The following is an 11,361-nucleotide window of genomic DNA, read 5'->3' on the forward strand; positions in this document are numbered from 1 at the left end:
TTGTCTCCTCAAGGGGTGGGTTTTCACCACCATCCAGGAAATAGTTAGGATTTCGGGGTTATCCCCGCGAATCCCTTAACTCATACCCCTCTAGTTTCTAGAGGCTCCTAGCTAAAACGAGCCGCACCTTGTTCTAAAATGTTCTTGGCTTTGTGGATTAGTGCTTCCCCATCTTCATTAATTGGTGTTACTGTCTGCACTGGACTGGTGGAGGGGTCAGCTCCAGGCCAACGAGCCAAGGCAGCCATGTAGGTAGTTTTGCCAGATTTACGGTCTCCAATCACCCGCACACTAGCACTCAGTTGTGCTGGTTTAGGCAGGATTTTTTTCCCTAACTTGTTTTTTCCTAACCACTTATCAAGCATTGACTCCTATCCTTTTGCCTGTACTGAGCCAATAAAGGGGAGAAAATATACTATAGGGTTGCCATTTATCAGGCTCTCTCAGCACTGACATTTCTCCATCCCATCCTGGTTCATTGATACGATTAGGTCTGGGGTCATTTCTACCCAAAACCCCAAAGGTTGATAACGCAAAAAAGCGCAAGTTTTCTGGTGCAATCTCCGATTGCAGCAATAATTTTGTTTGTGGTAAATGCACATCAAACAAGTCAACTCCTGGATCAAGCCTGCCCGGCCACAGTTCCCCTCGTTCACATTTCGTGATGGCCACCGCTACCCGTAAGTCATTGATTCTTTCATAGAAATCGATTTTTTTAGTAAAAAAACTCAATTTTTGAGCGTAATAATCATCACTATCTCCTTGCCACCCAGTCAAAAAAATTAAACATCCACCTACATCTTTAGTGAAAAATTCTTGAAACAAATCTTCGTGTTCAGGCTTGATAGACCCTGATTCTAATTCGTCAAAAAGTTCTCCAGCAGCATCTTTAACTACTAGGTTAATTCTTTCGTTTTTATGCAGCTTTCTCTTCACTTCGATCTCAAAGGAGTAGACAGGTAAATCACTAACCCCTCCTACAGGAAGTCTTGTGCCTTCTAAGGAATCTCCTGACACGATTATATTTTTAGCTTGTTCAGCAAGATATTTAGCATCGTCATTCAAGGGGTGGACGCTAAACGTCTTTTGGTTAAACGCCATTTTTCGCTTAGACCAATAAGCCAAACCAGCTAAATAAGTAGTTTTTCCTGATTTTCGCGGACCAATAACAAAGATATTTCCCATCTTGTAATTCCTCTCTTAACGTAAGCATTCAGCGGTCAGCGGTCAGCGGTCAGCGGTCAGCGGTCAGTAGACGTAACTAAGATTAAACAAAGCTTAGGTGTTTTATTTTAAAGGGTTTGTTCAGCGTGCAGATCACCTGATAACTGATAACTGATAACTGATAACTGATAGCTAATAGCTGATAGCTGATAGCTGATAACTGAAGCTGATAGCTGATAGCTGATAACTGAAGCTGATAGCTGATAGCTGATAGCTGATAGCTGATAGCTGATAGCTGATAGCTGATAACTGATAGCTTACCTCCTAACTAGCAAGAAAGCTGGCTAAATAAATCCAGGGTAGTTCTAACAGAGCACGATTATAAATACTGGTAATAAAACAACGCACAGGCACCCCCGCAGGAGGTTTAGTCATGGCTACTAGTTGACCTTGTACTGGTCGAAAGTAGCGCTGGGAAACATAGCTATTACGTTGATACCAGTTTTTCCGAGAACGCAGTGGATCATAGGCAAGCTGAAAGGCTTCTTGCTCTAAATTGCAAAATAGATCGGCTTTGTTTAAACAAATCACAATATGTCGTACCTTGGGGCAATCATCATGAAAAAAATCTACCCACCGTTGAAATCGATTACACCACTGTTGTTGAGTAGGAAATTCCGAAAAGTCTACCGGAGCCTGGGGTGATAGCATCTCCCGATAGGGTGGCAAGACTAGCAAAATCCCCTCGCTCTGCTTTACTGCTGCCAAGACCTGCTGCCATTGTTGGGGATTATCCAGCTGCCAGGATTTGCGCCAGACTTCCCCCGGAGTATCGATCCAGTCTACAGAGATGGTCTTGCGACCAGCCGGTAACGTTACTTCTACATCAAGGGAACGAGTGGTATAGACATTACTTGGATCAACTGGTGTGGGTCGAAATTTGTCTTCTTTTTCATCAAAGAAGAGTGCCTTCAGGTTGTCGTAACTCTGGTTGGGGATATGGACATAGTCAAATTTAGAGTTAGTTAACTCAATTGCTAAGGCTGTCTTGCCGGTATTGCGATCGCCTATGTAAATTACTGCCACCGTCTAGTCAAGATTATTCTATTACTATCTCACCCAAAATCTTTTTGAATAATTATACAGCAAAGGGAACAGCGGATCTGGGAACAGGGAATATGGCATCAAAAATTATCACAATTCCTACAGGGATTGTTAAGGGCGTTTATAAATGAGATGTAAACCTAGGAGGTCTTTTTTTTGTGGACAATAAAACTGAGGTTCTCTTGCCCCTCTTGCCTTTAGCATGCATGCCTTTTGCCTGTTGGCCTTTGGAAATATGTTCACAACTCAAATAAAAACGCTATATACTTTAGTTCCTAGCTGAATCCTAATCTCTTGGTGATATTTGGAAGCAGCTCTGTAATCGGCTTGCCATCTTCTCCGATATCCCTAGCTTCTCTGTATAATCCAGCTGCATTATCTGTATAGTCCTGGCGGGATGGTTGTTCCTTAGAAACTTGTATCATCAGCTTGGTGGTGTATTCGTCTAGTTTCTTTGCTTGTTCCGGACTCAAGGCTGACTTGGCTTGTTCTAAAACCTGTACCAATCCCTGTAACAAGGCTTCCTTCTCTTGGTAATGGATAATTCGTTTCATCTGGTGAGCCAGTCCGTGGAACAGGGGAACAAATTTCCAGTCTTCTAGCTTTGTTGCTGGGAATTGAGGGGGACAAATTTGATTGAGGATGTCCATGTCTGCACCCTCAACACCCACTGCCAGGAAGTTGAGTTGCTTTGCCGCCACTTCCTGCTTCACCCGTTGGGCGGCATTCTGCCAGTGATCACTGGGAGCACTACCTGTAATCAGTACTATCCAGGGTGGACAGAGTGGCAGATTCTGGTTTTTGTAGATAGACTTGCGGTTTTCAATTATTTTCAGTGCTAATTCAATTCCTCGCCCTGTCGCTGCTGTGCCGCTCAACTCCAGTTGATGGAGAGAAAAGTTTCCAGCAGTAGTCAAAGACTGGACTACTTTAGCAGAATTGCTAAGTGTATTGCTAAGTGTTACGATAGCTACCTCAACACAACGGCAAACTGTCTCATCCTTTACTAATTCTTGTTCAAAGGTATTAATTCCCTGGACTAATTGTTCGAGATACTCCTCTGGCATGGAACTAGAGGTATCGAGTAGCAACACAATTGGGTAACGTGGCAGGGAAGCTTGTAGTTGAGGAGGTTTTGTAGATCCTGTGGCAGATAGTGCTGGTTGCGTACCACCAATACGTGGATGAAGTAGAGGCAGTTGAGTTATTGGGTTGCCTAGCAGCATGGGAGCGATGAAGGCATCAAGCAGTCCAGAGTGGCTTCCACTAGAGTCAATCAAGACCTGAGGGAGTTGAATTTGAGGCAAGTTCTCTACTCTGACCTTAGCTAGAAAGTATTCGGGGCCACCGAGGGCTTGAACTTCAGCACTGAGTTTAGCTCCGATGGCATCTGCTTTTGCTTGACCTATTGCTCGAATCGATCCTGCTTTAACCTGGGCATCAACTATATCTGGCTGCCTATCCGCTACTGCTTTTCTGTGCTGATATTCTTGGCGTTTTTTTTCTTCATCTATTTTTACATCATAATTCTTGCTTCTCTGTTGAATCTCCGAACCCTCCCTGAGAAGCTTTTCTATATTATCGGGCAAATCAATCTCACTAATGGAGGTTTTAACTGCTTCAACCCCATATTCACTAAGAGCTTGTTTAATTTCTGTTGCTACATCATCTTGTCGATCGCCGTGGTTGTTTTTAAAGTCCATTAACTTGTAACCTTGGGCAGCAATGATAAATTGAGATCTAACCATTGCCTCTAGTACCCTGTTGACAAGATTTTTGATAGAGCTAAATTTTTGAGTACCAGAATCAGTTCCAGTTTTTAGCTCGGATAGAGTAGCTCCCTCAGAAACAATACGAGAAATCATCTGGGGAGCATTTTCTTCTGGTATTTTAATAGTCTGCGTCACCTCAATATAAAAAGTAAATCCATCCTTGGAACTCAGCTTTAAAGCTTGGAGATTGGCATCATAGTTTGTAGCATCTTTGTCCTTATTTGACCAATCCAGTGTAATTTCATGAGTTGGGACTATAACAACCTTCATAACCTCAGTGTTAATAGGATGAATCCTGGCAGAGAGGGGGGTTTTCCAAATCCCTTTGTATCCACGTTCAACTAAGTGATTACCAGGTTGTTGAAGATCTTTCCCAACACTTGAGATCACTACTCCCACTGTTCCCGTGGGAATCTTGGTCAAAGGGACTAGTTTTACATCAACAAACCAGGGATTTAGATTCCAAGATCCTGCTGTTAAAAACTCCTCCTGCAAACCTCTGTAACCACCACGGTCAATGAATTGCTGTGGATCTTGAAACTTGTTATGTCCCTCAATGTAGGGGCAAGCAATTTCACCTACTGGAATTGGTTGACCATCCTTAGTGGTAACAATACCAATCTTGTCTGAGTCTATTTCACAGAGCCGCAAATCTTTAGGCTTCATGTTGTGCTGGGAAGCATTTGCGGAAGTAATGACAGTAAACAGTTCAGTGTTAATGCGGTAGATTCCCTCTTTCAAAATACTTAACTGCCTACCTCTTTCGCCACCGTTTTCTAAAAATGCACGGGCATCTTGGAAATCGTTACAGTCCACAGCTCTACCTAAAATGCGTCCCGATGGAATTGGTTCTCCATCTTTAGCAACCACTAGGGCAATTTCTCCTAGATGAACTTCGATCGCTTTTTCTATACGAACTTCGTACAGCCAAGAAATATACTGGAAATATATTCCAGGGGGGAGAATATCAGCTTGGTAACCTGCTTCTCCATGGAGAGCTATATGCTGGCCAGGGGGGAGTTGGGCACCAAATTTTTTTCGCACAATGCCAAATTCATTTGGACCAATATTAATCATTACTGTTACCTCAAAATTAAAGTTATACTTGCCTTAAACAACAAGTCTCTACGCGAGACAATAAACCTGTGAAATTATCCTTCAACCTCCTCAGTTTAATTGGATCCCTGGGATTAGTTAATGGTAAAGATGGAAGATGTCCTTTTGGAGCATTTAAAGTAAAGGTAAAGTCATCATAGTTTTCGATCCACTTATTTTTTATACGCCAGCCTACACACTTACTAAAGTTACAAGAAAATCTATCCTCATCAAATTCACCCCGTTTACCATCAAGACTCAGCCAGATATCCCTCTGCACAGTAAAGCCAAATCTATTTTGACTAAATGTTCTCCAGAGTTGATCTATTACGCAAAGGTCTGGGCAAGGGAAGTTTTGGATATCTATAACTCTTAACCAAGCATCTTTATCCTGTAGTCGGTTAGCAACTTCGAGGATAACTCTAGCTGTCTCCAAGTCTGCTTCTTTCCATTTTCCTGCCGCCAAAAGCTCGCGGAGTTGGCTATAGTTAGCGCGAGGTTTTTCATCCGGTGGATTAACAACTGGCGGCTGCTCCGGTGGTCTTGACTGTGAAGTTAAACTGGAGTCCTCATCCAGAATCGGGGGTTTAGGTAAAGGTAACGGATCTAATTTAACTAGAGGCAACCGTAAATATGAGACTGTTTTTTTCAGTTCTTCTTGCTCTAGAGAGCTTAGATGAGCTTTTCGCTCACGAATTTTTTGCCAAGTTTCTTCACTATCGGTTTCTAACTTAAGTTGGCGGCGTGGATCATCCTCACAGCGTAGCCGATCTTCAATTTTTTTGATTAAAGCAAGATCTTTATTAATTGCTTCTAGGAGGTACTGACGTTCATCCACGGTTTAGTTCCTCTGTAATTTAGCCACCAATTGCTCCCAAGCCGACTTGATGTTGAATCCGCTTCCGAGTTCAATCTCACCTTCGTACTCCACAAGCATTGGCACAATCGGCAGAGCAACTTTCAACCTATGTTTAAAATCCATGCCTGGATCTTTGATGATGTCACCAACAGTTTCTACTTCAGAGCTGGGTAAAGCCGGAATACGCTGCTCTAGCAAAGCTAGCATCTGCTGCATCTGTTGGTCTGGCACCTGATTGGCTTCCACTGCATCTAGTAGCTTCTGGGTCAAAACCAGTTCCTTTTGATCTAACTGCTCAGCGATCGCTCCAATCACAACCTGTTCAGTGGAACCATAGCGGTTCAGTAAGGCTTGACGTGTTTTCTTAAGGTCTTCGTAGATAGCAAACTGACCGCTCAACAGGATGTTCATCTTAGCATGCATCTGTTGCAACTGGCTTTCTACTTTCTGCATCTGAACAGATTGAGACCCCTTCAACTCCTGGTTCAGTTCTTCATACTCCTGTTGGTATTTAGCAACTGACTCCCGCTGTCGCTCAATTTCCCTGCGATAGTTAGCTCGGTCACGAGGATTGTTGGTATAGCGCAATTCGTCCTCGTAGTCTTTAAGCAATTCTTGGTCTTTGGCAATGTTATCTGCCAAATCTTGCAGCCTCTGGTAAAAAATTGAAGAAATCACAGCTTTAAATTCCTACGTTATGGGTTGGATTGCAGGTAAAAGATGGGATATTTAGTTTCTATTTTCCAATTAAGGTAGAACTCTCGACTCCCAATCACTCTACCACTAGTGCTGGTCATTTTCTTGGCCTATGGCTTTTGGATTAGGTAAAGCACTGGGCATTAAGGTTAGGAGATTGATACAAGTTGAAAAGCTGTTGTAGTCAACTTTTAGGTGCGACCCGAACGCGCCCCGCGTCGGCTTTGCCGATAGGTGCGACCCAAGGCCGGGTTCCTTACAAGGGTAGGTTTTTTACAAAGGGGCGAGTAGGTACTTTCATGATTGTATAAACTTCTCCCCATATGTATCAAAATACACAATAATTCCCGGGAAACTTCTCCCGATTTCCCGCTTCTGACCACTCCCGACTCCCAATTCCCGATTCCCTCGGTGCGCTTTCCGTTGGCGAATTAAATTCGCCACGGGTCGCACCGCTCCCGACTACCTCAAGAATTTTTTACAAAAATTTTCACAATATGCTATAATATAATATTTTTTGTGATATAATCAAATTGTGGACATAAAATCCACGGTAAGAGCCAGCCTAGGGATGTTCCTAGGCTCAAGGCTGGCTCTTGGTCCCCCTGAAAGGAGATAACCTAATATTATGTCTTATCGTCCATGCCTATATCCATGGGTTATGATCCGGCTATTGCCACGGAGGCCACCAGTAGTTTTCGCTCGGTTCCATAACCGTTCCGATGCCAAGAACTATTTACAGGCTCTGAAACCTCTGATGCCTAATGCCAAGTTTGTCCTTTTTTTTGATATAGGTCTGCCCATGGATCAAGAAGAGAGTACGTAGGGTGCCTTAGGGGCGGACGCTGCTGGCGAATTCGTGAAACCCTTATTCTGCCGTAATCTGCTCCCCTCTCCCAAGGTTGGGAGAGGGGCTGGGGGTGAGGCCTGATAGGGCTTCTTGGTAAGTTCGCGAAATATTTCGCCAACAGCATCCGCCCCGTAACGCACCACCTTTGGCATTGGCATTGCTGAATCTTGGAATCAATAGGAGTAGAGTGGGCATCCTGCCCGCTCGAAAATAAGGAGGAAACTGGCAAGATGCCAGTTCTACACAAGATGCCAGTTCCACGCCTGATGCCCATTCCACAGGTGCGACCCAAGGCCGGGTTCCCCGGCCTAGGAGGCGCGCACCTACTCTTAAAATCATTCCATTATTAAGCAACGCCTTGGCATCACTGCAATTCCTTATATAATTCCTTAAACCGACGCTGCTGCTGATTATGATCGACAATTGGTGCTGGATACCCACACATTTCGCGTCCGCTTTCAGGAATCTTCCCAGTTACCACATACTCCGTATCCACAGAACTCAACTCCGGTAACCATTCCCGAATATACTCACCGTCCGGGTCAAACTTTTTAGCCTGACTAGCTGGGTTAAAAATTCGCAATGGTTTAGGATCCATCCCACTAGAGGCACTCCATTGCCAACCACCATTATTAGCACTAAGGTCTCCATCCGATAACCGCTGCATAAAATACTTTTCCCCCCACTGCCAATTAATAATCAAATCCTTAGTCAGAAAACTAGCAACAATCATCCGACAGCGGTTATGCATCCATCCGGTTTGATTTAACTGCCTCATCGCAGCATCAACGATCGGGTAGCCAGTCTTGCCCTCACACCAAGCTTGAAAGAATTCTGGATTATTATCCCAGGGAAAATCTTGGAATTTCTGGCGATAAGGTCCTTGTGCTAATTCTGGGAAGAAATACATAGCATGTTGGTAAAACTCCCGCCAAGCCAGTTCCTGTTGCCAAGTTTGGATACTTTGGCGAGCTTCATCACTGCGACTCAAATTATAAGCATTCTGAGCGGCCTGCCAAACCCTGCGAATCCCAATCACACCAAACTTGAGAGCAGCACTAAGTTTCGAGGTACCATCCACCCCTGGGAAATTACGTTGTTCGTGATAATCCCCAATAGTGCGATCGCAAAATTCCTCCAGTATCTCTTGGGCTACCTTTTCCCCTGGTGGCACTAACAGTTCATTCTCCCAGACATACCCCAAATCTATAGCACTAGGTAAATCAATCACCCCTGCTGCTAGGGCATTCTCTTGTTCTATTTCCGTCAGGGATTCAACCCTAGTAAAAGTTGCTACAGGTTCTGCCTTAGATTGACCTTGCCAATTTTTCCAAAAAGGAGTGTAGACACTATAGGGATTGCCAGACTTAGTGAAAATGTCTCCTGGTGCGTGTAATAACTGATCCCAATAGTTATAGACAGCAATACCCTTTTCCTTCAATCCTGCTGCTACCTCTTGATCCCGTTCCTTAGAATAAGGTTCCACATCCCAATTCCAACAAACCGCTTTAGCCTCCAGAGCAGCAGCTAAATTAGGAATTCCTTGCCTAGGGTCTTGATGTAGGATTAATAGTTTACTACCAGCTTGTCTGTAACTTTGCTGCAATTGTTCTAAGCAGCCAATCATATAAGTTACTCTTGCTGGGGCAATATCATCGCGCTCTAGAATAGTAGGGTCAAGGCAGAAAACACCAACAAGCTTGGGACTTAGCTCAAAAGCAGCAGCTAGTCCCACATTGTCAGAAATGCGTAAATCACGACGATGCCAGAATAGAATCAGGTTAGTCATTCAAGAACGGGCGAGCCATAAAAAAGCTGGAAATAGATTTAGCATCCACTGGCTCACCCTCCAAGATAGCTTGTTCTAACTCTTTTGGTGTCATTAAAAGCACCTCTATATCCTCATCATCATCTTGCTTAGGAGGGGCTTCCAATTTCTCCAAATCCTCCGCCAGAAACGCATAAATGTACTCATCAGAATAGCCAGGAGCAAGGGGAAATTTACCCAAAGATTTCCAGCGATGAGCACGATAGCCAGTTTCTTCTTCTATCTCCCGTTTAATAGTTTCAGCTGGGCTTTCATGGGATTCTACCGTACCAGCAGGGAATTCCAAAAGACGCCCACTAACAGCAAAGCGATATTGCCGTACTAGTACCAGTTTGCCATCGGCTGTTACCGGTACAGCCAAGGAACCACCAGGGTGACGGATACATTCCCATTGCCCTTCTGATTGATTAGGAAGACGTAGAGAATTCACCTCAAAGCTAAATCGTCTTCCTTGGAAAAATAGGTGTTTTTTCAGGAGTTCTGGGGGTTCTTGACCAGGTAGCATAAGAAGTATGAAAGATTAAGGATTAAGCATTCAGCGGTCAGCGGTCAGCGGTCAGCGGTCAGCGGTCAGCGGTCAGCGGTCAGCGGTCAGCCAAAGGCTGATAGCTGATAAGGGTCAGCGGTCAGCGCTCAGCCAAAGGCTGATAGCTGATAGCTGTTCGGTGTAGCGTGCGCGTAGCGCTAATCGCTGTTCGCTGATAGCTGATAGCTGATAGCTGATAGCTGACCTGCGATCGCAAATCCCGTCACTGATTCTACCCAATCCGGGCAATTTGTGCCAGGGAAGCACCAAGGCTCTTTCCCCCATGGGCTTTCAGCTTGAGGCTAATGGTTACCAGACCTAGAGTCAGGGTGACTGCTTCCCGGATGCCAGTTTTTTAAACTCCAGTTTTTTAAGCTGTCGTCCCATCTGTGTTTAGGAATTCAGTAACTAATGTTACCAGCTGTTTAGAACTAACTGTTACTACCTTGGCTATTTTACATCCGTCTAAGGTTTAATATTAATAATTTAAGATTGATAATCTATCCTAAAAATCGTTAATAGCGATATCTTTATTATTTCATAATAATTAGATTTTTATCAGTAATTAAACGGAGTTAAAATTAGCTGTATTTGGTTATAGTAGTGATACCGTTATATAGCATTTTTAGTTGAGTTGTGAACATAGTCGCGCTTGGGTATTGGCAAAATGCAAGAGGCAAGAGGCAAGAAATTATATAGGGATTTTTGGTAAGGTAAAGAACTGTCATCCTTTTCAAGTGATCAGCAACAAATGCCAAATTGGCATGACAAACAATACCTAATAGACTAAGCTAATAATTAGATTGACATCCCCACGGGTTAAAACCCCGTGGATTCTGTGGTTATACTACAGCCAATGGGTTTAAACTACCTTGGCTTTAAGCCTATCAATAGACTACTAAATCCTTAGGCTATTATTAACAACCTGTCGATTAGTTTGGTGGTGGAAAAACCAATCAAAACATCTGTTCAAAACCTCTGTTGTTTTGGGATGAAGCAGGACTGGCAACCCAAAACTAAAGTAAAGTGCCATCGCGCTTGTGTCCCTCGAAGATTTTTGAGGTTTTGCGATCGCTTAAGTAGCTCATATCAGTAGCTCATATCAGTAGCTCATATCAGTAGCTCATATCAGTAGCTTGTATCAGTAGCTCGTAGCTAGGGAACCATGACTTGGTGGATTAATCCCAACTGTTCTAAACCTTACAATACAGAAGATACCCTATTCTGCCAAGCCTGTGGTTCAGAATTACTCTTGGCAGAACGCTATCGCGTGATTGGGTTACTCAGTGACAAAGGTGCTTTCGGTAAAACCTATGAGGTACTTGATCACAACAGTGATCAGAGCTGATTCGTAAAGAAAATCTAAAGAGAGAAAAAGTTAAGATTACATAGATGCTAAACTAGCTGAGGTTGAATGAATTTCTCTCAATGACACGTCTGCCTCAAATTGCTGCACCCACGAGAAAG

General features: G+C 43.7%; 13 protein-coding genes. 2 read left to right on the forward strand and 11 right to left on the reverse strand.

Annotation, left to right across the window (positions count from 1 at the left end; genetic code table 11):
- Window positions 1-107: 107 nt before the first annotated feature.
- The 7 genes from F6K63_RS35165 to F6K63_RS35195 all read right to left on the reverse strand — a co-directional run bounded on the left by F6K63_RS35165 (window position 108) and on the right by F6K63_RS35195 (window position 7,134).
- Window positions 108-365, reverse strand: a complete 258-nt coding sequence (locus F6K63_RS35165; protein WP_287314746.1) for a hypothetical protein — start codon at window positions 363-365, stop codon at window positions 108-110.
- Window positions 358-1,185, reverse strand: coding sequence for a hypothetical protein (locus tag F6K63_RS35170; RefSeq protein WP_287314747.1), 828 nt, complete (start codon window positions 1,183-1,185; stop codon window positions 358-360). Before F6K63_RS35170 ends, F6K63_RS35165 begins: the two co-directional genes overlap by 8 nt.
- Before the next feature lie 303 nt (window positions 1,186-1,488).
- Window positions 1,489-2,250 (reverse strand): hypothetical protein, encoded by a 762-nt coding sequence (locus tag F6K63_RS35175; protein WP_287314749.1) that lies wholly within the window; start codon window positions 2,248-2,250, stop codon window positions 1,489-1,491.
- Between the two features lie 293 nt (window positions 2,251-2,543).
- The gene (locus F6K63_RS35180; RefSeq protein ID WP_287314751.1) at window positions 2,544-5,117 is read right to left on the reverse strand and encodes an SPFH domain-containing protein; all 2,574 of its coding nucleotides are present in this window, start codon (window positions 5,115-5,117) and stop codon (window positions 2,544-2,546) included.
- Between the two features lie 22 nt (window positions 5,118-5,139).
- Entirely contained in the window at window positions 5,140-5,973 is an 834-nt protein-coding gene (locus F6K63_RS35185) for a GUN4 domain-containing protein (RefSeq protein ID WP_287314753.1), read from the reverse strand.
- 3 nt (window positions 5,974-5,976) lie between these two features.
- Window positions 5,977-6,672: a hypothetical protein gene (locus F6K63_RS35190; RefSeq protein ID WP_287314755.1), complete on the reverse strand. Its 696-nt coding sequence runs from the start codon at window positions 6,670-6,672 to the stop codon at window positions 5,977-5,979.
- Between the two features lie 315 nt (window positions 6,673-6,987).
- The gene (locus F6K63_RS35195) at window positions 6,988-7,134 is read right to left on the reverse strand and encodes a hypothetical protein (protein WP_287314756.1); all 147 of its coding nucleotides are present in this window, start codon (window positions 7,132-7,134) and stop codon (window positions 6,988-6,990) included.
- 184 nt (window positions 7,135-7,318) lie between these two features.
- Here F6K63_RS35195 and F6K63_RS35200 point away from each other — a divergent pair, with 184 nt between their 5' ends.
- Window positions 7,319-7,516 (forward strand): hypothetical protein, encoded by a 198-nt coding sequence (locus tag F6K63_RS35200; RefSeq protein WP_083373597.1) that lies wholly within the window; start codon window positions 7,319-7,321, stop codon window positions 7,514-7,516.
- Window positions 7,517-7,558: 42 nt separating this feature from the next.
- Here F6K63_RS35200 and F6K63_RS35205 read toward each other — a convergent pair whose 3' ends face one another.
- From F6K63_RS35205 to F6K63_RS35220, 4 genes are all read right to left on the reverse strand, one after another.
- Window positions 7,559-7,879, reverse strand: a complete 321-nt coding sequence (locus F6K63_RS35205; protein WP_071103169.1) for a hypothetical protein — start codon at window positions 7,877-7,879, stop codon at window positions 7,559-7,561.
- A 25-nt stretch (window positions 7,880-7,904) separates the two neighbouring features.
- Window positions 7,905-9,329, reverse strand: a complete 1,425-nt coding sequence (locus F6K63_RS35210; protein WP_287314759.1) for an FAD-binding domain-containing protein — start codon at window positions 9,327-9,329, stop codon at window positions 7,905-7,907.
- Window positions 9,322-9,873, reverse strand: coding sequence for an NUDIX hydrolase (locus F6K63_RS35215; protein ID WP_287314761.1), 552 nt, complete (start codon window positions 9,871-9,873; stop codon window positions 9,322-9,324). The genes F6K63_RS35210 and F6K63_RS35215 overlap by 8 nt, the downstream gene beginning before the upstream one ends.
- Before the next feature lie 114 nt (window positions 9,874-9,987).
- Complete coding sequence (locus tag F6K63_RS35220; protein WP_287314763.1) at window positions 9,988-10,179, reverse strand: hypothetical protein; 192 nt, start codon at window positions 10,177-10,179, stop codon at window positions 9,988-9,990.
- A gap of 880 nt (window positions 10,180-11,059) precedes the next feature.
- On the opposite strand from F6K63_RS35220, the gene F6K63_RS35225 reads away from it, so the two are divergent.
- A complete protein-coding gene (locus F6K63_RS35225; protein ID WP_287314765.1) occupies window positions 11,060-11,242 on the forward strand; it encodes a 4-Cys prefix domain-containing protein in 183 nt (60 codons plus the stop codon).
- The last annotated feature ends 119 nt before the right edge of the window (window positions 11,243-11,361 follow it).

Source organism: Moorena sp. SIO1G6 (assembly GCF_010672795.1).
Lineage (GTDB): Bacteria > Cyanobacteriota > Cyanobacteriia > Cyanobacteriales > Coleofasciculaceae > Moorena > Moorena producens.

Bases quoted from the DNA above. Each gene is read 5' to 3' on its own strand.
- F6K63_RS35165 (WP_287314746.1), bottom strand. From the start codon at position 365: ATGCTTGATAAGTGGTTAGGAAAAAACAAGTTAGGGAAAAAAATCCTG.
- F6K63_RS35170 (WP_287314747.1), bottom strand. From the start codon at position 1,185: ATGGGAAATATCTTTGTTATTGGTCCGCGAAAATCAGGAAAAACTACT.
- F6K63_RS35180 (WP_287314751.1), bottom strand. From the start codon at position 5,117: ATGATTAATATTGGTCCAAATGAATTTGGCATTGTGCGAAAAAAATTT.
- F6K63_RS35200 (WP_083373597.1), top strand. From the start codon at position 7,319: ATGTCTTATCGTCCATGCCTATATCCATGGGTTATGATCCGGCTATTG.
- F6K63_RS35205 (WP_071103169.1), bottom strand. From the start codon at position 7,879: ATGATTTTAAGAGTAGGTGCGCGCCTCCTAGGCCGGGGAACCCGGCCT.
- F6K63_RS35210 (WP_287314759.1), bottom strand. From the start codon at position 9,329: ATGACTAACCTGATTCTATTCTGGCATCGTCGTGATTTACGCATTTCT.
- F6K63_RS35215 (WP_287314761.1), bottom strand. From the start codon at position 9,873: ATGCTACCTGGTCAAGAACCCCCAGAACTCCTGAAAAAACACCTATTT.
- F6K63_RS35220 (WP_287314763.1), bottom strand. From the start codon at position 10,179: ATGGGGGAAAGAGCCTTGGTGCTTCCCTGGCACAAATTGCCCGGATTG.
- F6K63_RS35225 (WP_287314765.1), top strand. From the start codon at position 11,060: ATGACTTGGTGGATTAATCCCAACTGTTCTAAACCTTACAATACAGAA.